This is a genomic window from Pseudoduganella guangdongensis, assembly GCF_009857475.1.
GTDB lineage: Bacteria > Pseudomonadota > Gammaproteobacteria > Burkholderiales > Burkholderiaceae_D > Rugamonas > Rugamonas guangdongensis.
In genome coordinates, this window is record NZ_WWCJ01000011.1 from 23,967 (window position 1) to 44,004 (window position 20,038).

General features: G+C 61.8%; 14 protein-coding genes and 4 tRNA genes. 4 read left to right on the top strand and 14 right to left on the bottom strand.

Annotation, left to right across the window (positions count from 1 at the left end; all coding sequences use genetic code 11):
• Positions 1–9: 9 nt before the first annotated feature.
• From GTP41_RS16305 to GTP41_RS16370, 14 genes are all read right to left on the bottom strand, one after another.
• Positions 10–2,019 (bottom strand): SurA N-terminal domain-containing protein, encoded by a 2,010-nt coding sequence (locus GTP41_RS16305; RefSeq protein ID WP_308700857.1) that lies wholly within the window; start codon positions 2,017–2,019, stop codon positions 10–12.
• A gap of 28 nt (positions 2,020–2,047) precedes the next feature.
• A tRNA-Asp gene (locus tag GTP41_RS16310) sits at positions 2,048–2,124 on the bottom strand.
• A gap of 19 nt (positions 2,125–2,143) precedes the next feature.
• Positions 2,144–2,220, bottom strand: a tRNA-Asp gene (locus GTP41_RS16315).
• Between the two features lie 27 nt (positions 2,221–2,247).
• Positions 2,248–2,323: transfer RNA gene (locus GTP41_RS16320), tRNA-Val, on the bottom strand.
• Positions 2,324–2,364: 41 nt separating this feature from the next.
• Positions 2,365–2,637 carry a non-specific DNA-binding protein Hbs gene (gene hbs, locus GTP41_RS16325; protein WP_028102781.1) on the bottom strand — a complete coding sequence of 91 codons (273 nt, stop codon included), beginning with the start codon at positions 2,635–2,637 and terminating at the stop codon, positions 2,365–2,367.
• A 271-nt stretch (positions 2,638–2,908) separates the two neighbouring features.
• Positions 2,909–5,317 (bottom strand): endopeptidase La, encoded by a 2,409-nt coding sequence (gene lon, locus GTP41_RS16330; RefSeq protein ID WP_161026641.1) that lies wholly within the window; start codon positions 5,315–5,317, stop codon positions 2,909–2,911.
• A 244-nt stretch (positions 5,318–5,561) separates the two neighbouring features.
• On the bottom strand, positions 5,562–6,830 hold the full coding sequence (gene clpX, locus GTP41_RS16335; RefSeq protein WP_161026642.1) for an ATP-dependent Clp protease ATP-binding subunit ClpX: 1,269 nt from the start codon (positions 6,828–6,830) through the stop codon (positions 5,562–5,564).
• A gap of 134 nt (positions 6,831–6,964) precedes the next feature.
• Positions 6,965–7,582 carry an ATP-dependent Clp endopeptidase proteolytic subunit ClpP gene (clpP, locus tag GTP41_RS16340; protein WP_161026643.1) on the bottom strand — a complete coding sequence of 206 codons (618 nt, stop codon included), beginning with the start codon at positions 7,580–7,582 and terminating at the stop codon, positions 6,965–6,967.
• Between the two features lie 58 nt (positions 7,583–7,640).
• Positions 7,641–8,978: a trigger factor gene (gene tig / locus GTP41_RS16345; protein ID WP_161026644.1), complete on the bottom strand. Its 1,338-nt coding sequence runs from the start codon at positions 8,976–8,978 to the stop codon at positions 7,641–7,643.
• Between the two features lie 36 nt (positions 8,979–9,014).
• Positions 9,015–9,101 (bottom strand) — tRNA-Leu (locus GTP41_RS16350).
• A 140-nt stretch (positions 9,102–9,241) separates the two neighbouring features.
• Positions 9,242–11,155, bottom strand: a complete 1,914-nt coding sequence (locus GTP41_RS16355) for a RiPP maturation radical SAM C-methyltransferase (protein ID WP_161026645.1) — start codon at positions 11,153–11,155, stop codon at positions 9,242–9,244.
• A gap of 9 nt (positions 11,156–11,164) precedes the next feature.
• A complete protein-coding gene (locus GTP41_RS16360; protein WP_161026646.1) occupies positions 11,165–11,623 on the bottom strand; it encodes a hypothetical protein in 459 nt (152 codons plus the stop codon).
• A 133-nt stretch (positions 11,624–11,756) separates the two neighbouring features.
• Positions 11,757–14,852 (bottom strand): efflux RND transporter permease subunit, encoded by a 3,096-nt coding sequence (locus GTP41_RS16365; RefSeq protein WP_161026647.1) that lies wholly within the window; start codon positions 14,850–14,852, stop codon positions 11,757–11,759.
• Positions 14,849–15,922, bottom strand: coding sequence for an efflux RND transporter periplasmic adaptor subunit (locus GTP41_RS16370; RefSeq protein WP_371867363.1), 1,074 nt, complete (start codon positions 15,920–15,922; stop codon positions 14,849–14,851). The genes GTP41_RS16365 and GTP41_RS16370 overlap by 4 nt, the downstream gene beginning before the upstream one ends.
• A 163-nt stretch (positions 15,923–16,085) precedes the next feature.
• Between GTP41_RS16370 and hpnC the strand changes: the two genes are divergently transcribed.
• From hpnC to GTP41_RS16390, 4 genes are all read left to right on the top strand, one after another.
• Positions 16,086–16,919, top strand: coding sequence for a squalene synthase HpnC (hpnC, locus tag GTP41_RS16375; RefSeq protein WP_161026648.1), 834 nt, complete (start codon positions 16,086–16,088; stop codon positions 16,917–16,919).
• 38 nt (positions 16,920–16,957) lie between these two features.
• Complete coding sequence (gene hpnD / locus GTP41_RS16380; protein WP_161026649.1) at positions 16,958–17,791, top strand: presqualene diphosphate synthase HpnD; 834 nt, start codon at positions 16,958–16,960, stop codon at positions 17,789–17,791.
• Positions 17,784–19,112, top strand: coding sequence for a hydroxysqualene dehydroxylase HpnE (hpnE, locus tag GTP41_RS16385; RefSeq protein ID WP_161026650.1), 1,329 nt, complete (start codon positions 17,784–17,786; stop codon positions 19,110–19,112). The genes hpnD and hpnE overlap by 8 nt, the downstream gene beginning before the upstream one ends.
• 132 nt (positions 19,113–19,244) lie before the next feature.
• Complete coding sequence (locus tag GTP41_RS16390) at positions 19,245–20,030, top strand: DUF1700 domain-containing protein (RefSeq protein WP_161026651.1); 786 nt, start codon at positions 19,245–19,247, stop codon at positions 20,028–20,030.
• Positions 20,031–20,038 lie beyond the last annotated feature (8 nt).

The following is a 20,038-nucleotide window of genomic DNA, read 5'->3' on the forward strand; positions in this document are numbered from 1 at the left end:
CGCAGCTGATTATTCAGCCGCTGGCTTGGTGATCGTGCCGACCGGACGCAGGATCTTGATCTTCGCCTTTTGCTTCAGCACTTCCAGGTAGCTGGAGAACTCCGACTGGGCCACCAGTTGGCCGATACGCTGGCTTTCCTGTTCGCGGCGAGCCGCATCTTGTTCTGCCGGCTGGCCGACCTTGCTGATGCGGTAGACGCCATAGCCCGCGCCAGGGATTTCCACGCCAACGTAGGCTGGCAGCTTGGCGGCATCTGCCTTCATCACGGCGGCAAATGCGGCAGGCGGAATACCTTGCGATTTCGCGCGCGAGACGGTCTTCGCTTCCGAGAAGCCTTCCGCGTCGCCCGACTTCTTGGCGGCGGCCAGTTTCTCTTCGCCAGCCTTCTTGGCCGCTTTCACGGCTTCTTCCATGGCCACTTGCTGCTTGATCGCGGCTTCAACTTCCGCCAGCGGCTTTTTAGAGGCTGGCTTGAACTCAACGACACGCCCTGCGATCAGGGTTTGCGGCGCGACTTCAACGGCTTCCGTGTTGCGCTTGTTCTTCAGCGCATCATCAGCGAACAGCGCGGTCAGGAACTTGGCGTTGTTGAATGGCGCGGCGCCCAGCATCGGATTCGGCTGGCGGCCCAGGCCTTCGGCGGTTTCGATCTTCAGCTTCAGCTTATCGGCAGCCGGTTTCAGGCTTTCGTATTGCGAATACACGATATCGGTGAACTGCTCCGACATTTCGGAGAACAGCTTGCCGGCCTTCTGCTTTTTCAGGTCGGCCACGATCTCGCCCTTCACTTCCTCCAGCGGCTTGATCTGTGCCGGCTTCAGCTCAGTCACGGTGATGATGTGATAGCCAAACTCGGACTTCACCAGGTCGCTGATCTCGCCCTGCTTCAGTTTCAGGATGGCTTCTTCCACCGGCTTGACGAAGGTGCCTTTGACCAGCACGTCCAGGTCGCCGCCCAGTTCCGCGGAGCCCGGATCTTCCGACTTGGCCTTGGCGATCTTGGCGAAATCAGCTGGAGTCTTGCGCACTTCGGCCAGGGCGGCTTCCGCTTTCGCCCTGTCCTTGATCAGGATATGCGAGGAGCGGCGCAGTTCTTCGGTGCCGAAACGGGCTTTGTTGGCCGCGTAATAGCCGTTGACTTCTTCGTCGGTCACGCTGACCTGCGGTGCAACGGAATCAGCGTTCAGCAGCACGTATTCGATCTTCGCGGATTCAGGAATCTCGAACAGCTTGGCGTTCTTGTCGTAGAAGGCCTTCACCATGTCGTCGGTCACTTTGACATCGGCGATGTACTTGGTCAGCGGGAACGCCAGCTCCTGCACTTCACGCTCTTGCGCGCCGAAATCGGAAATCGCTTTCGCCACGGTGCGCGGGGTGATGCCGCTCTGCTCCAGGCCGCCCAGGATCTGGTTGATCACCAGGTCGTTGCGCAGCTGGTTCTGGTGCATATCGACATTCATGCCTTGCTGCGCCAGGATCGAACGATATTGTTCGGTATCGAAGGTGCCGTCGGCTTTCACCAGGGTCGGGAAATCGTTCCACACGGCGCGCTGCACGGTGCCGTCGCTGACGGTCATGTGCGCTTTGCGGATTTCAGCAGTCAGTGCGCGCTGGGCCAGCAACTGGTCCAGGACGTTCTGTTTGAATTCCGGCGTATCGAACAGTTTCTGGTCGAACTGGGCGCCCATTTGCTGGCGCATCGTGTCGAGCTGGCGGCGCTGCGCATTTTCCCATTCCTGCTGGGTGAGCGGATAGCCGGCCACCTTGGCGATCGTGTTCGGGTCTTCGCCAAACAGCGTAACGCCGCTGACGCCGACCAGCACAAAGGACGGCACAATCAGGAGCGCCAGGATAATCTGCATCAGCTTTTGATGCGTACGTACGAAATCGAACATGTCAGCTATTGTTTTCCTAGAGTGGAGGCTTAGAACTGCCCGCGCGATTTTACAGGTCAGTTGCTCACACGGCAAGTGAATGTAAAAAAACCCCACCGGCACAGAGTGCGACCTAGGGCGCATTCTGGCAGATGGGGTTTTTTTGATATTCTGGCGGAGTGGACGGGGCTCGAACCCGCGACCCCCGGCGTGACAGGCCGGTATTCTAACCAACTGAACTACCACTCCAGGTAGTGCTTGCATTTGCTGGCGGAGCGGACGGGGCTCGAACCCGCGACCCCCGGCGTGACAGGCCGGTATTCTAACCAACTGAACTACCGCTCCAGCATTTACAACACTTTTGTTTAAGCTTGGTGGGCGTTGAGAGGGTCGAACTCCCGACCTAATCCTTGTAAGGGATCCGCTCTACCAACTGAGCTAAACGCCCGCTTAAACTGCTTGGTAAGCATTACTGCTTACCGAAGGCCATTATTGTACAGCGTCTTTCAGAGCTTTACCAGCTTTAAATTTCGGTACTTTCGCTGCGTCGATCTTGATCTCTTCTTTGGTGCGCGGGTTGCGGCCGGTACGGGCTGCGCGCTCGCTCACGGAGAAGGTGCCAAAGCCAACCAGGGTGACGCTGTCGTTCTTGGCCAGGGTGGTGGTTACGCCGTCGATCATCGCATCCAGGGCGCGCGCTGCCGCGGCCTTGGAGATGTCTGCGGAAGTGGCGATGTGGTCGATCAGTTCGGTCTTGTTCATTACAGTCCCCGTCACAAAGGTTTATATCGTTTATACCGTTTTCTATGCTGCGTTTTCGTTTGCATAAAAATCTCAGGGGCGTATTAAACAGGGCGGCATTGCTTTGTGTCAAGGGTAAATGCAAACGGGCGCCATTTCTGGCGCCCGTTTTTGGCTGGTTTGAACCCGGTAAACCTGGGTCTGACCCAAGGGTCAGACCCAATCTACTCGAATTCCACGGCTCCGGCATACTTGGGGTCCGACCCTTGGGTCCGACCCTGCCCTGCCGGGTTTAATGCTTGACTACCTCGCTGCTGCCGTCAGCCGCTGCCACCGCCGGCACTTCCACCGGCGCTGCAACCTCCACAATCGGCTCCGGCTGGCGCTCCAACGCCACTTCCAGCACCTTATCGATCCAGCGCACCGGCACGATTTCCAGCTTGTTCTTCACATTGTCCGGAATCTCAGCCAGGTCCTTCACGTTCTGCTCTGGAATCAGCACGGTTTTAATCCCGCCGCGATGCGCCGCCAGCAGCTTCTCCTTCAGGCCACCAATCGGCAACACCTCACCGCGCAAGGTGATCTCGCCCGTCATCGCCACATCCGCACGCACCGGAATGCCGGTGAAGGTCGACACCATGGCCGTCGTCATCGCAATACCTGCCGATGGACCATCCTTCGGCGTCGCGCCTTCCGGCACGTGGATGTGGATATCCTGCTTCTCGAACACTTCGTTCTTGATGCCCAGGCGCGATGCGCGGCTGCGCACCACGGTGCGGGCAGCTTCGATCGACTCCTTCATCACATCGCCCAGCGTACCGGTACGGATGACGTTACCCTTGCCCGGCATGCCGACCGATTCGATGGTCAGCAGGTCGCCGCCCACCTCGGTCCACGCCAGGCCAACCACCTGGCCAACCTGGTTGGTCTTCTCGGCCACGCCAAAGTCGTAGCGGCGCACGCCCAGGAACTTGTCCAGGTTTTTCGGCGTGACCGCTACCTTCTTGTCCGACTTTTTCAGCAGCAGCATCTTCACGACCTTACGGCAGATCTTGGAGATTTCGCGCTCCAGCGAACGCACGCCCGCTTCACGGGTGTAGTAGCGGATGATGTCGCGCACCGCCGCTTCGCTGACCGAGATCTCCGCTTCCTTCAAGCCGTTGTTCTTGACCTGCTTCGGCAGCAGGTAGCGCAGCGAGATATTGGCTTTCTCGTCTTCCGTGTAGCCGGACAGGCGAATCACTTCCATACGATCCAGCAGTGCCGGCGGGATGTTGTACGAGTTCGAGGTCGCCACGAACATCACATCGGACAGGTCAAAATCGACTTCGATGTAGTGGTCCGAGAAGGTGTGGTTCTGCTCAGGGTCCAGCACCTCCAGCAGGGCCGACGATGGATCGCCGCGGAAGTCCGCGCCCATCTTGTCAATCTCGTCCAACAGGAACAGAGGGTTGCGCACGCCGACTTTCGACAGCGATTGCAGCACCTTGCCCGGCATCGAGCCGATGTAGGTGCGGCGGTGGCCGCGAATCTCCGCTTCGTCGCGCACGCCGCCCAGCGCCATGCGCACGTACTTGCGGTTGGTGGCCTTGGCGATCGACTGGCCGAGCGAGGTCTTACCCACGCCAGGCGGGCCGACGAAGCACAGGATCGGCGCTTTCAGCTTGTCCACGCGCTGCTGCACCGCCAAGTATTCGACGATGCGTTCCTTGATCTTCTCCAGGCCGTAGTGGTCGGTGTCCAGCACTTTCTCGGCGTTGGCCAGGTCGTTATTGACCTTGGACTTCTTCTTCCAAGGCAGCGAGACCAGGGTGTCGATGTAATTGCGCACCACGGTCGCCTCGGCCGACATCGGCGACATCAGCTTGAGCTTCTTCAGTTCGGCCTGGGCTTTTTCCAGCGCCTCCTTCGGCATCTTGGCGGCGACGACTTTCTTCTCGAGTTCGTCGATATCGGCGCCCTCTTCGCCCTCGCCCAGTTCCTTCTGGATGGCTTTGACTTGCTCGTTCAGGTAGTACTCGCGCTGCGACTTCTCCATCTGGCGCTTGACGCGGCCACGGATGCGCTTTTCCACCTGCAGGATATCGAGTTCGCCTTCCAGCTGGCCGAGCAGGTGCTCAAGGCGCTTGGAGACTTCGATGATTTCCAGGATCACCTGCTTTTGCTCGAGCTTGAGCGGCAGGTGGGCCGCCACGGTGTCGGCCAGGCGGCCGGCATCGTCGATACCCGACAGCGACGCCAGGATCTCGGGCGGGATCTTCTTGTTCAGCTTAACGTACTGGTCGAACTGCTGGACGATGGCGCGGCGCATCGCCTCGATTTCGGACTCGTCGCCCAGCTCGGACTCCAGCGGGACCAGGTCGGCCACGAAATGGGTTGGGCTATCGGTAATTTTCTTGATGCGGGCACGCTGTGCGCCTTCGACCAGCACTTTGACCGTGCCGTCAGGCAGCTTCAACATCTGCAAGATGTTGGCCACGCAGCCAATTTCATAAATATCCGATGGCGAAGGTTCGTCCTTGGCGGCCGCTTTTTGTGCGGCGAGCATGATGCTCTTGCCTTGCTCCATGGCGGCTTCGAGCGCCTTGATGGATTTTGGTCGGCCAACAAACAACGGGATCACCATGTGCGGGAACACGACTACATCACGCAGTGGCAACAGAGGCAGTTGAGTTTGCTCAGTTAATTTGGTAGTTGTCATGGCGTACCTTATTTAAAAACCTGGTCTTTATGTGTGCCCCAGCGGCAATTTCACAAGGCCAGTACTGCAATTATATTTGCTTTGAGAAAATGCAGTAGCACTCTAATAAAAACATGCGGATTTGCAGCGCAAGAAACAAAAAAAGCCACGCGCGACCGCAATCGCGAGTGGCTTTTCGACTGAAGCCTGCGTTCTATTATTGAGACTGATTGTAACGCCTTGCCTCAGGGATTCAAAACCCTATTTAGTTTTCCCCAGCAGCTTTAGGGGATTCCTGGTAAATCAGGAGGGGTTTTGCGCCACTGGTGATGGTATTTTCATCAATAACGACTTTGGTGACGTTTTGCTGGTTCGGCAGGTCGAACATAATATCCAGCAACGCGTGTTCCAAAATAGAACGCAGGCCACGGGCGCCGGTCTTGCGCGCCAGCGCCTTGCGGGCGATCGCGTGCAGTGCGGCAGGACGGATTTCCAGTTCGGCGCCTTCCATCTCCAGCAGCTTCGAATACTGCTTGACCAGCGCGTTCTTCGGCTCGACCAGAATCTCGATCAACGCTTCCTCGGTCAGCTCAGCCAGGGTCGCCACCACCGGCAGGCGGCCCACCAGTTCCGGGATCAGGCCGAACTTGATCAGGTCTTCCGGCTCGGCGTCCATCATCAGGTCGCTGTTCGAGCGCTGTTCCTTGCTCTTCACTTCCGCCGAGAAGCCGATGCCGGACTTTTCGGAACGGTTGGAAATGATCTTCGCCAGGCCGTCAAACGCGCCGCCGCAGATGAACATGATGTTGGTGGTGTCGATCTGCACGAAGTCCTGGTTCGGGTGCTTGCGGCCGCCTTGCGGTGGCACCGACGCCATGGTGCCCTCGATCAGTTTCAGCAGGGCTTGTTGCACGCCCTCGCCCGACACGTCGCGGGTGATCGATGGGTTGTCGGACTTGCGGGAAATCTTGTCGATCTCGTCGATATAGACGATGCCGCGCTGTGCCTTCTCAACATCATAGTTGCAGCTCTGCAACAATTTCTGGATGATGTTTTCGACGTCCTCCCCCACATAACCGGCTTCGGTCAGGGTGGTGGCGTCGGCGATCACGAACGGCACGTTCAGCATGCGCGCCAGGGTTTGCGCCAGCAGGGTCTTGCCGGAGCCGGTTGGGCCGACCAGCAAGATGTTGGACTTGGCCAGTTCGACGTCGTCTTTCTTGCCCAGGTGCTTCAGGCGCTTGTAATGGTTGTACACCGCCACCGACAGGATGCGCTTGGCGGTCGCCTGGCCGATCACGTACTGGTTCAGCAGTTCCGTGATTTCCAGCGGGGTCGGCAGGTCCGACTTGGCGCCCGTGACCGATTCGATACTGGACGTTTCATCGCGGATGATGTCATTGCACAGGTCAATGCACTCGTCGCAAATGAAGACGGACGGGCCGGCGATCAGCTTCTTCACTTCATGCTGGCTCTTGCCGCAGAACGAGCAGTACAGGAGTTTTTCGCCGCTGGAAGATTTTTTCTCTGACATGGGACTAATCTTTAGTTTTGGTGCAAATTTGCCGTGCGCATAAGCAAGAAATCCTGCGCACAACCACATGCTACCCGAAATAAATGCAAAACGCCCGAACGTTGTAGCGTCCGGGCGTCGTATTGCTTGGACGCTTATGCGCGGCTGGTCAACACTTTGTCGATCAGGCCATATTCGGCCGCTTCGTCAGCCGACAGGAAGCGGTCGCGGTCGGTATCCTTGGCGATCTGCTCAACACTCTGGCCGGTACGCTCCGCCATGATGCTGTTCAGGCGATGGCGCAGGTAGAGGATCTCTTTGGCCTGGATCTCGATGTCGGACGCCATGCCTTGCGAACCACCGGACGGCTGGTGGATCATGATACGGCTGTTCGGCAGCGAGAAACGCTTGCCCTTGGCGCCGGCGGCCAGCAGGAAGGCGCCCATCGAGGCGGCCATGCCGGTGCACAGGGTCGACACGTCAGGCTTGATAAACTGCATGGTGTCGTAGATCGCCAGACCGGCGGAAACGGAGCCGCCCGGGGAGTTGATGTACAGCGAGATGTCTTTGTCCGGGTTTTCGCTTTCCAGGAACAACAGCTGTGCCACGATCAGGTTAGCCATCTGGTCATTGACCGGGCCCACCATGAAGATCACACGTTCCTTCAGCAGTCGCGAGTAGATATCGTACGAGCGCTCACCGCGGCCGCTTTGTTCGATCACCATCGGCACCAGGCCGAGCATTTCCGTATCGAGTGCGGGATTACGATTCATTCCAATTCCTTGTGAAAACAACGCCGGCTCTAGGCCGGCGTCGAATATTGTCAAGCTATTACGCTTGTGCGCTTCCCATGAGTTCGTCGAAAGCTACTTCTTTCGAGACGTTCTTGCACAGGCCCAGGACGTAAGTAACGACGTTTTCTTCCAATACAAGTGCTTCCACTTCGGCCAGGCGACGACGGTCGGAGTAGTAGTACTTCAGCACTTCACGAGGATCTTCGTAGCTTTGTGCGAAGTCTTCGATCTGCGCCTTAACTTGCTCAGGAGTGGCTTGCAGCTCCTGGTCGCCCACCAGCTTGGACAGGATCAGGCCAAGGCGCACGCGACGCTCAGCTTTGTCCTTGAACAGCTCTGCCGGGAATGGTACATCTTTTACGTTCATGCCGCGCTGCGCCATGTCCTGGCGGGTCATTTCAGCCAGACGCTCGGAGTCCTGGGCGATCAGCGACTGTGGCACTTCCAGCTCGGCGGTCTTGACCAGGGTTTCCATCACGGCTTCTTTGTTGCGTGCCTTCACGCGGCCAGCAACTTCGCGTTCCAGGTTGACCTTGATGTCTTCGCGCATTTTGGCCAGGTCGCCGTCAGCCACGCCCAGGGACTTGGCGAACTCTGCGTCAACTTCCGGCAGGTGGGCCCATTCCAGGTTTTTCAGGGTGATGGTGAACTCGGCGGTTTTGCCAGCCACATCCTTGCCGTGGTAGTCCTCTGGGAACGCCAGCGGGAAGGTCTTGGATTCGCCAACTTTCAGGCCAACGGTGGCCGCTTCGAATTCTGGCAGCATACGGCCTTCGCCCAGCACGAACGGGTAGCCGTCGGCTTTGCCGCCTGGGAACTCAACGCCGTCGATGGAGCCGACGAAGTCCACGGTCACGCGGTCGCCATTGGCAGCAATCGCTTCGCCGCCGTCGCCGTGCTCGCCCTTCTCGCCCTTCACGTGGAAGTGCACGCGCTGTTTGCGCAGGATCTCAACGGTCTTGTCGATTTCCGCGTCGGTCACGGTGGACTTCACGGTTTCGATCTCAACCTTGGTCAGGTCGCCGATGGTGACTTCCGGGTAAACTTCGAAGGTAGCGTCGAACGACAGCTGGCCTTCTGGTGCATCTTGCTTTGGCTCGATCTTCGGGAAGCCGGCTACGCGCAGCTGGTTTTCGTTGGCAGCGGTGTTGAAGGCTTGGCCGACTTTATCGTTCAGCACTTCAGTCTCGATCTGGTAGCCGTATTGTGCGGCGACCATCTTCATCGGCACTTTGCCCGGACGGAAGCCAGGAGCACGTGCGGAGCGGGCCTGTACTTTCAGGCGCTTTTCCACTTCGGAGCGGACGTCCGACAGCGGGAAGGAAATCGTCATGCGGCGTTCGAGAGTGCCCAGGGTTTCAACTGCAGTGGCCATTATAAAAATCGTCCAATAAAAATAAAAGTGTACTTATGGTGCGAGGAGGGGGACTCGAACCCCCACACCATTGCTGGCGTCAGGACCTAAACCTGGTGCGTCTACCAATTTCGCCATCCTCGCGGCATATTTGCACAAAAGCAAAGGGCGACCTTACAGTGAAAACGGGGTCGCCCGGGAGCTTTCAACTTCAACCCGGCATTTTATACGGTGTTTCCCGAGTTCGGTAGAGTTTTTTGCGTTCTGCGCAACATTTGCCTCCCCTAGCAGTAGTTGGCCGTCCAGCTCGCGGTCCAGCCAGTGGCAGCGTGTGTGCGCCAGACCGCGCCCGGCACCGCCAGCGACAGCACGTGCTCCCCTTCCCTCCAGAACAGGCGCTGCTCGTCCACCAGGGCGGCCAGCGCCACTTCCAGCTGCCCCTCGCCGCGCGCCAGCGGGCGCAATGCCTCCAGCGTTTGCATGCGCTCATCGCAGGCCAGCATTAGCTGGCGCGCCAATCCGCGCAGGCGCCACACCCGCGCCTCGCCGAAGCGGCTGTCGTGCACCGTCATTTCGCCGCGCACGGGCTCGTCATCGTAATACAGGTAGACCGGGCGCGCGCGGTGCTGGCCTTTCCAGTGCTCGACCTGCTCCACCAGCATGCGGTACAGGCCCGCCAGCTCGTCGGGATAATCGAAGCCGCGCGCGAAGTAGTAGGCGCAGTCATCCAGCGCAAAACGGTTGGCAGACAGCCAGTCTTGCGCAAACAACAAGTCGTAGCAGCGGTGATGGCGCGGACGCGGGCTCAGGCCGAAACGGGCCGGATCGGCCTGCAGCGGCGCGAAACGGGTCACGATGGTTTCGGTGCGGCTGACCGGCGGCGTCAGGTGGTAGAGCTTGGGCAACTGCAGCAGCATGGCGCGGTACCACCCGGCTTGTTCGCCCGGCAAACCGTACAGCACGTTGTAATTGATCTGGATCCGGTTGCGGTAACCGGATTTCAAGGTCAGCACGTTGTGGATGCCGCGTACGCCCTTGTCCATCAGGCGCAACACTTCTGAGGAAAACGACTCGATGCCCGGCTGCAGCTCGATGAAGCCGGCGGCGGCGAAACGCTGCAGGCGCTCGCTGGTCTGGTTGGCCTTGATCTCGCCCATCAAGCGGTAGCGCGGCTGCTGCCCGGCCAGCGCGTCCAGCATCTCGTCGTAGTACTGGCGCGGCAGGATGTAGTCGGAAAAGCGGAAAACGTGGTCGCCATACCGCTCGCGCAGCGCCGCCAGCATCTGCAGCACCCGCTGCGCCGGCTTGGCGCGGTATTTCAGGGTTTGCTCGTCGATGCCGCAAAACACGCAATGCTTGTGCTGGCCCCACCAGCAGCCGCGCGACGCCTCCACCGGCAGGACCTGGCTGCGCACGATCACGCGCTCGTCCCTCTGCAGCGCATCCAGGTCGGCGAACCAGTCGCTGTAGGACGGCGGCGGATTGGCGCCCAGGTCGGCCTGCTGCGCCGCTTGCGCCGGCTGGCCCCGCAGCGCGACCCCGGGTATGTCGCCCAACGCCCCGGCGCCGACCGACGCCTGCGCCAGACGCACGATCTGCGGCTCACCGTCGCCGCGAGCCACCGCATCGATGAAGGGGAAGCTGGACAAGATGGCGTCGCCCGGCCGCCCTTCCAGTGCGTAGCCGCCCAGCACCACCGGCAACCCCGGCTGCAGTGCCTTCAAGCGCCGCGCCAGGGCGACCGAGGCCAAAGTCTGGTCGAACATGCAGCTCAGCCCCACTAGCGTTGGCTGCCATTCCAGCACCCGCTGCGCGCATTCGTCCAGGTAGCGCGGAATGACATCCTCGCGCAACGCCAGGCACAGATGCAGCAGCTCCTCCTCGCTGCGGTAGCGCGGCTGGCGCACTTCCGGCGCGTGCAGGCGGCAACGCTCCACCAGGCACGCCGCCTGGGCTTCGTCGAAGCGCGGGTCGAGCGCGCCGCTAAAGAGGAACTCATTGATGCCCCAAAACGCGGCCAGCATGGTGAAGGTGTCGGCGCTGATGTGGCGCAGCAGGCCCAGGTTCAGGTGCATGACGCGGCTGGCCACCTGTGCCTCGTCCAGCACCGCCTTCAGCGTGGCCAGGCCCAGCGACGGTTCGGCATAGGTTGCCCACGGCATGCTGGCCAGCAGCACGCGCGGCGCGGCGGAGGCCATGGCGCGCCCCTACATCTTGATGATGCCGGACTGGTCGATCACAATCTCCTCCAGCGGGTCGCTGCCCTTGACGATCACCACCGTCACCGCCACCGCCACGGCGACCACGGCAATATTCATCTTGGTGCTGCCGGGCGTGAGGAAATCGTGCACCGCGACCAGGTGCTTGAGCACTTCGTCGGAGAGCTGCAGCTCGAGCTTGCCGGCCACTTCCTGCGGCTTCTCCAGCATATGCTCAATGTAGCGCCCATCATGCACCACGGCATTATAGAAATGGAGCGCCTCTTCGGCGGCGCCGCGCGGAATGTCGAGCCGCCCTTCCAGGGCGCGGCTGGCCTGGCCGTAAGCCGCCTCCAGCGCTGCGGCGGAACAGATGAACTTGTCCAGCGCCGGCCAGCGCTGCGCCAGGGCCTCGCGCGCGAACAGGCGCTGCTCAAAGGTGATGCGTTCGGTGGTCTTGCAGTCCATGATGGTCCTCCTTCTCGGTCGTCAGTCTTTCCAGACTAGCGGACGCGCGGGAGGCCGGCGGCACTGCAAGCACCAGGTTTGAGGCAGCTCTGTCCGGGCGCAGATTGATGGAACTTATCCTTACCCGGCTGCGTTACGATTGGGCTCGCTCCGGCTTGGGCACACGGAACCAGGCCGCATACAGCGCCGGCAGGAACAGCAAAGTCAGCGCCGTCGCCACGATCAGCCCGCCCATGATGGCCACCGCCATCGGGCCCCAGAACACCGAACGCGACAGGGGAATCATGGCGAGCGCGGCGGCGGCGGCAGTCAGGATGATCGGACGGCAGCGGCGCACCGCCGATTCCACGATGGCGTCCCAGGCCGGCACGCCGGCCTGGATATCCTGCTCGATCTGGTCCACCAGGATCACCGAGTTGCGGATGATCATGCCGAACAGCGCAATGATGCCCAGGTTGGCCACAAAGCCCAGCGGACGCCCCATGATCAGCAGCGCCATCGCCGCGCCCGCCACACCCAGCGGGCCGGTCAGGAACACCAGCAGCGAACGCGAGAAGCTATGCAGCTGCAGCATCAACAGGGTGAAGATGATGAACACCGCCAGCGGCAGGTTGGCGGCAATCGACTCCTCCGCCGCGCTGCTGTCGGACGCTGCGCCCTTGACCTTGATCTCGTAGCCCGGCGGCAGCTTGGCGCGCAATTCGTCCAGCTTGGGATTGATCTGGCCTGACACAGTCGGCCCCTGCACGCCCTCCGCCACATCCGACTGCACGGTGATTGCCCATTCGCGGCCTTCGCGCCAGACCACGCCCGGCTCCCACACGAAGTGCACGCGCGCCAGTTGCGAGATCGGCACCGAGCGGCCGGAATTGGTCGGAATGTAGGTATCGTTCAGCACGGAAATCGTGTTGCGCTCGTCCAGCGGCTGGCGCACCTGGATGTCGATCAGGCGGATGCCTTCGCGGAACTGCCCGATCGGCGTGCCTGACAGGATGGTGTTCGCCGCGCGCATCACCGTTTGCGAGGTGACGCCCAGGGCGCGCATCTTGTCCTGGTCCAGGTCCAGGCGCAGCACCTTGACCGATTCATTCCAGTTGTCGTTCACGCCAACGGTATTCGCATTGGCCCGCATAATGTCCTTCACCTGGTCGGCGATGGCGCGCACGCGCTCGACTTCTGTGCCGGTGACGCGGAACTGCACGGCGTACGGCACTGGCGGACCATTCGGCAGCAGCTGGACGCGGCCGCGGATCTCGGGGAAGTCGGTCTTGAACATATGCGTGATCTTCTGGCGCAATTCCTCCCGCGCTTTCAAGTCCTTGGCCAGCACCACGGCCTGCGACACGTTCGTCTGCGGGAAGATCTGGTTCAGCGGCAGGTAGAAGCGCGGGCTGCCGGTGCCGACGTAAGTCGTCACGCTGGCCACGCCGGCTTCCTTGCGCAGCAGCGCCTCGAACTTCTTGGCCTGCAGTTCGGTCTGCGCAAAGGCGGTGCCCTCCGGCGACCACATCTCCACCATCAGCTCCGGACGGCTGGAGTCGGGGAAGAACTGCTTCTCGATGAATTTGAAGCCGTACACGCCAAGGAAGAACACCACCAGCGTCGCCACGATCGTGGTCTTGCGATACTCCACGCACCAGCTCACCAAGGCGCGGAACTTGCGGTAGCCCGGCGTATCGAACAGTTCATGCTGGCCGCCGCCCTCGGAATGCGGCTTGACCTGCAGCAGCACATAGCCGATGTAGGGCGTGAACACCACGGCCACCAGCCAGGACGTGACCAGCGCGATGGCATTCACAGAGAATAGCGAGAAGGTGTACTCGCCCGCCGCCGACGCGGCCAGGCCGATCGGCAGGAAACCCGCCACCGTGATCAGGGTACCGGTCAGCATCGGCATCGCGGTCGAGGTGTAGGCGTAGGTTGCCGCTTCCAGGCGCGAATGGCCCTCCTCCATCTTGCGCACCATCATTTCCACCGCGATGATGGCGTCGTCCACCAGCAGGCCGAGCGCGATGATCAGGGCACCCAGCGAAATCTTGTGCAGGTCGATGTCCAGGATGCGCATGAACAGGAAGGTCACCGCCAGCACCAGGGGGATCGTCAGTGCCACAACCAGGCCTGGACGCGCGTCAAGGCGAAGTTTCGGCTTGGTGTGCAGGCCGAGCGCAACGAAGCTCACGGCGAGCACGATCAGCACCGCTTCCACCAGGGTGCGCAGGAATTCTCCCACCGAGGCGGTAACGGCGGCTGGCTGGTTCGAAACGCGCTCCAGCTCAATGCCAACCGGCAGCTTGGACTTCATGGCATCGACGGTCTTTTCCAGGTCCTTGCCCATCTGGATGATGTTGCCGCCCTTCTCCATCGATACGCCCAGGCCGATCACTTCCTTGCCGTTAAAGCGCATCTTGTCGCGCGGCGGGTCCAGATATTCGCGCTTGATGGCGGCAAAGTCGCCCAGGCGGAAGGTGGTGTTGTTGGCACGTAGTTCCAGCTCCTCCAGGTCTTTCACCGTGCGCAGCGCGCCCGATACGCGTACCTGCAGGTTATCGGTCGGGGTAACCGCCACGCCGGTCGCTTCCACCACGTTCTGGGTCGCGATCTGGTTAGCGATCTGCTCGATGGTCAGTCCCAGCTGGGCGAACTTCTTGTGCGAGAACTCGATATTGATCTTCTCGTCCTGCACCCCGAACAGCTCAACCTTCGATACCTTTTTCACGCCCAGCAGCTGCTGGCGCACCAGGTCCGCGTAGTCCTTCAGTTCCGCATAGGTGAACCCATCGCCGGACAACGCAAAAATGGAGCCGTAGGTATCGCCGAATTCATCGTTAAAGACCGGCCCCTGCACGCCCGCCGGCAAGGTGGAGCGGATATCGCCGATCTTCTTGCGCACCTGGTACCAGGCTTGCGTCACCTCCTTGGGCGGCGTGGACTCGCGCAGATTGACCAGGATCAGGGTCTGGCCCGGCTTGGAGTAACTGGTAATCTCGTGAATATAGGGCGTTTCCTGCAGCTTCTTTTCCAGCTTGTCGGTCACCTGCTCCGCCATCTGCAAGGCGGTGGCGCCCGGCCAGAAGGCTTGCACCACCATCGCGCGGAAAGTGAACGGCGGGTCCTCGTCCTGGCCCAGGTTCTTGTACGCCAGCAGGCCGCCGATCAGCAGCACCGCGATCAGGTAGCGCGTGAGCGGGATATGTTCCAGCGCCCAGCGCGACAGGTTGAAGCCCTTCATTTGGCGGCTCCAAGGATGGTCACCTTCTGGCCCGGCTTCAGCAGGTTAACGCCTGCCGTGACCACAGTCTGGCCCGGCTTCACGCCGCTGCCCAGCACCAGCTCATTGCCGGACACCCCACTCACCGTCACCGGCACCAGGCGCACCGTGCCGTTTTCCACCACCCAGACCGAAGTGGCCGCCTTCTCGTGGAACAGCGCCGTCAGCGGCACCTTGATTTGCGGCTGCGCCGTGCGCGAGGCGAAAGCCACCAGCGCCGTCATGCCAAGCTTGGCCTCCGCCAGGCTGGCAGGAATCGACACGCGGAAAGCGTAAGTCCGCGTGGACGGGTCGGCCACCGGCGACACCTCACGGATCTTGCCCGCGACCGACTTGTCGGGACTGGACCACAGGCGCACCTGCACGTCCTTGATGGCGCGCAGGGTATCGACCTTATCTTCCGGCACGCCGAAGACGATTTCCTTCTCGTCGGTTTTGGCCAGGCGCACCACCGGCGTGCCGGGCGACACGACCTGGCCCACCTCGGCGTCGACCGCCGTCACCACGCCGTCGATATCGGACACCAGGCTCGCATAACCGGCCTGGTTCGACATGCCGCGATATGCGGCCTGCGCCGAATCCACCTGCGCCTGGGCCGACTTGGCCGCCGACAGCTTGGCGTCGAGGATGGCCTGGCTGACGAAATTCTTCTCGCGCAGCTCCTGGTAGCGCTTCAGCTCCGCGTTGGCCAGGTCGCGCGTGGTTTCCGCCGCGCGCAATGCGGCCATGGCCTGCGCCTGCGACAGCTTTAAGTCCTGCGGATCGAGTTCCATCAGCACCTGGCCGCGTTTCACCACGCTGCCGACATCGATCTTGCGTGCCACAATCTTGCCGCCGACACGGAAGCCCAGGCGCGATTCGACGCGCGCCCGCACTTCACCGGAGAATTCGGCGTTCACATCGATATCGCTGGCCTGCAGCACCATGGCGCGCACCGGGCGGATATCCTCCGTCTTGGGGGCCTCTTTCGAGCAGGCGGCGAGCAGCACGGCGCAGGCCGCAACCAGGGGTAGTTTTTTTGCTACGAACACGATGGAATTCCTTTTAAGTGTCTCTGGCAATTGCCGGGGGTGCATCTTTGCCATTATTATTTCCAGTCTGGAACTAATTGACTTTCCGTTTAGTAAAAAATTATAGCCGGGTCAACAAAACTTGCAAATGACTTTCGCGTCATTAATTTAGAACAGCACCTCTATGTCCGTTGACCATTACGAGAATTTCCCCGTCGCCTCCATCCTCATGCCGCGCCGCCTGCGCCCGGCGGTGGAAGCGATCTACGCCTTCGCCCGCAGCGCCGACGATATCGCCGACGAGGGCGACGCCACGCCCGAACAACGCCTGGCCGGGCTGAGCGCCTACGAAGAGGCCCTGGGCCGGATTGAACGCGGCGCCGTCGGCAGCAACGGCCCCGAGCCGATGTTCGAACGCCTGGCTGCCGCCATCGAGCGCCATCAACTGCCGCTGCGCCCCTTCTACGACCTGTTGTCCGCCTTCAAGCAAGACGTGGAGGTGTCGCGCTACGCCGATTACGCCACCCTGCTCGACTACTGCGCCCGCTCCGCCAACCCGGTCGGCCGCTTGATGCTGCACCTGTATGGCGCCGCCGACGAACAGAATATCCGCGACTCCGACGCCATCTGCTCCGCCCTGCAAATCATCAATTTCCTGCAGGACGTCGCCATTGACGAGCACAAAGAGCGCATTTACCTGCCAATGGAGGACTTGACGCGCTACGCCCTGTCGCCGGCCCACCTGTCGCGCCCCGATAACAAGGCGAAATGGCGCGCCATGATGAAATTCCAGGTGGAGCGGGCCCGCGCGCTGATGCTGCAAGGCGCACCGCTGGCCTGCCGCCTGAAAGGCCGTATCGGACTCGAACTGCGCATGGTGGTGCAAGGCGGCCTGCGCATCCTGGAGGCGATCGAGGAAGTCGATTATGACGTTTTCCTGCGTCGCCCCAAGCTTGAAAAGCGCGACTGGTTCAAGGTTTTCTGGCGCGCGCTTCGGATGCGCCGCACTTCCCTATAAAATAGCGCCTTTGTCAGCATTACCCACGCCATAAGAATATGTCCCCCGACGAATACTGCCAGCAGAAGGCCGCCGCCAGCGGTTCCAGTTTCTACTACAGCTTCCTGTTCCTGCCACCGGAACGCCGCCGCGCGATCACGGCGCTGTACGCCTTTTGCCGCGAGGTCGACGACACCGTGGACGAATGCAGCGACGAATCGCTGGCCCGCATCAAGCTGGCCTGGTGGCGCAACGAGATCGCCCAGATGTACCAGGGCCAGCAAAGCCACCCAGTGACCCAGGCCCTGCAGCCGCACATTGCCGTGTATGACCTGAAGCAGGAGCATATGCAGGCCATCATCGACGGCATGGAAATGGACCTGAACCAGACCCGCTACCTCGATTACGCCGGCCTGTCGAAGTACTGCTGGCACGTGGCAAGCGTGGTCGGCATCCTGTCCGCCTCGATTTTCGGCGTGACGCGCCCGGAAACGCTGCAGTACGCGGAAAAACTGGGCCACGCCTTCCAGCTGACCAACATCATCCGCGACGTGGGCGAAGACGCCCGCAAAGGCCGGATTTACCTGCCGGTGAATGAACTGCAGCAGTTCAACGTGACCGCGGCCGACCTGCTGAACGCACGCGAAACCGAAAATTTCGCCAAATTGATGCAATTCCAGGTCGCGCGCGCGCAAAAAGCCTACGACGAAGCGTTCGCCCTGCTGCCGAAAGAAGACCGCCGCGCCCAGCGCCCTGGCCTGATCATGGCAGCCATTTACCGCACCCTGCTCAACGAGATCGAGGACGATGGCTACCACGTCCTCAAGCAACGCATTTCGCTGACGCCGATCCGCAAACTGTGGCTGGCGTGGAAGACCTGGGTTCGTGGCTAAGCGCTTTGCGGTGGTTGGCGGCGGCTGGGCCGGATTCAGCGCCGCCGTCGAACTGGCGCGCAGCGGCCACCAGGTCACCGTCTTCGAAGGTGCACGCACAGTGGGCGGCCGCGCGCGCCGGGTTGATATCGACGGCCGCGTGCTGGACAACGGCCAGCACATCCTGCTCGGCGCCTACCGCGAAGCCCTGCGGCTGATGCGCCTGGTGGGCGTCGACCTCAACGCCGCCATCCTCAAGCTGCCCTTGCAGATGCGCTACCCGAACGGCACCGGCATGGACTTCATCGCCCCGCGCCTGCCGGCACCGCTGCACGTCGGCATTGCCCTGCTGCGCGCGCGCGGACTGGAACGCGAAGACAAGCTGGCCTTGGCCCGCTTCAGCACCACCGCGCGCTGGATGGGCTGGCGCCTGAACAATGACTGCAGCGTGGCCGAGCTGCTGGAACGCTTCGAGCAAACCCCAAGGCTGGTGCAACTGATGTGGCGCCCGCTCTGCCTGGCCGCGCTCAATACCCCGCTGGAACACGCCTCGGCCCAGGTCTTCCTCGCCGTGCTGCGCGACAGCCTCGGCGCCGGCCGCGCCGCCTCCGACATGCTGTTGCCGCGCGTCGACCTCTCCGCGCTCTTCCCCGCCGCCGCCGCCGCCTGGCTGCAGAAGAAGGGCCACCAAATCCACCTCGGCGCCAAAATAAGCACGCTACAGCCCGGCACTTTATCGACGTGGCTGGTAGGCGAGGCGGAGTTCGACGGGGTGGTGCTGGCGACTGCGCCGGCCGCAGCGGCCGCCTTGCTGCAGCCGCTGGAGGCGACTGCGGCGCTGGCGGCGCAGCTTGCCGGCCTGGAATCGGAGCCGATCACGACCTGCTACCTGCAATACCCCGCTGGCACGCGCCTGGAAACGCCCTTCTACGCGCTGGTGGACGATCCGGCAAGCCGGCGCTATGGCCAGTTCGTCTTTGACCGCGGCCAGCTCGACCCGCGGCAGGAGGGCCTGTTCGCGGTGGTGATCAGCGCTGCCAGCGCGGCGGCCGAGCTGCCGCAGGAGGAACTGGCGGCAGCCCTGGCATCCCAGCTGGCGGCGGATTTGGGCCGGCCGGCGCTGGCGCAGCCGTCCTGGACGCGCGTCATCACCGACAAGCGCGCCACCTTCGCCTGCACAGCGGGGCTCGAGCGACCCGCCAACGCCACCGCGCTCGATGGCCTGGTCCTGGCCGGCGACTACACCCAGGGCGACTATCCCGCCACCCTGGAAATGGCCGTGCGCAGCGGCGTCCAGGCGGCCAAACTCCTGGCCGGGGCCGCCCGCCGCAGCAGGGCGTGAGCAGCGTGCCCCGCCTGTCCCCCGTTTTGGTCGCCTGCTCCCGCATTTCTGCAGCCTGTCGCACGCCGGTGGAGCGCCGCGATCTTGTCCACTACAGTGACAACATGGAGTAAAAGAAGGCTGGAGTTACTAATGAGCAAGAATGAGTACCTGGACGCATTGAAGAAGGCCCTCGCCGGCTTGCCGCCCGATATCGCGGCCAAGACGATGGCTTACTACGAACAGCGTTTCATCGACGAGCTGGCCGCCGGCCGCAGCGAAGCCGAGATCGTGGCCGACCTGGATGAGCCGCGCAAGATCGCCATGACCCTGCGCGCCAGCAGCCACCAGCAAGCCTTCGAGCAGCACCGCAACCCCGCCAACCTGGCGCGCGTGGTGTTCTCTTTCATCGGCCTGGGCATATTCAACCTGTTCATGGTTGTGCCGGCGGCTGTATTCTCGGCCCTGCTGATTTCCGTCTATGCCAGCGCTTTCGCCTTCTACATCAGCGGCATTGCCATTACGGCAAGCGGGCTGGCCGGCGCCAATGAGCTGGTGCTGAGCGGCCCGCTGCGCCACCTGGTCATTTACGACGACGAGGGCGAGCAGGTCGAAGCCCGCATGCAAACCAAGGTCTCGATCAGCGAGCAAGGCGTGGACATCTTCCAGGAGCCATCCCCCGGCCTGCGCAAGGAATGGGATGAAGCCGCCAGCAAGTCCGAGAAACTGCTGGAAGGCGCGGAAGCCATGGCCGAAGGCGGCGTCCATATCACCTCCGACCTCGACAGCGAGTCGCGCGCCACACAGGCCGTGGTCGGCATCGGCCTGGTCTTGCTCGGCATCCTGCTGACGCTGGCCAGCATCGTGGTCACCAAATACTCGCTGATCGGACTGAAACGCTACATCCAGATGAACGCTTCGCTGCTGCGCGGCGCGTGAAAGGAAGG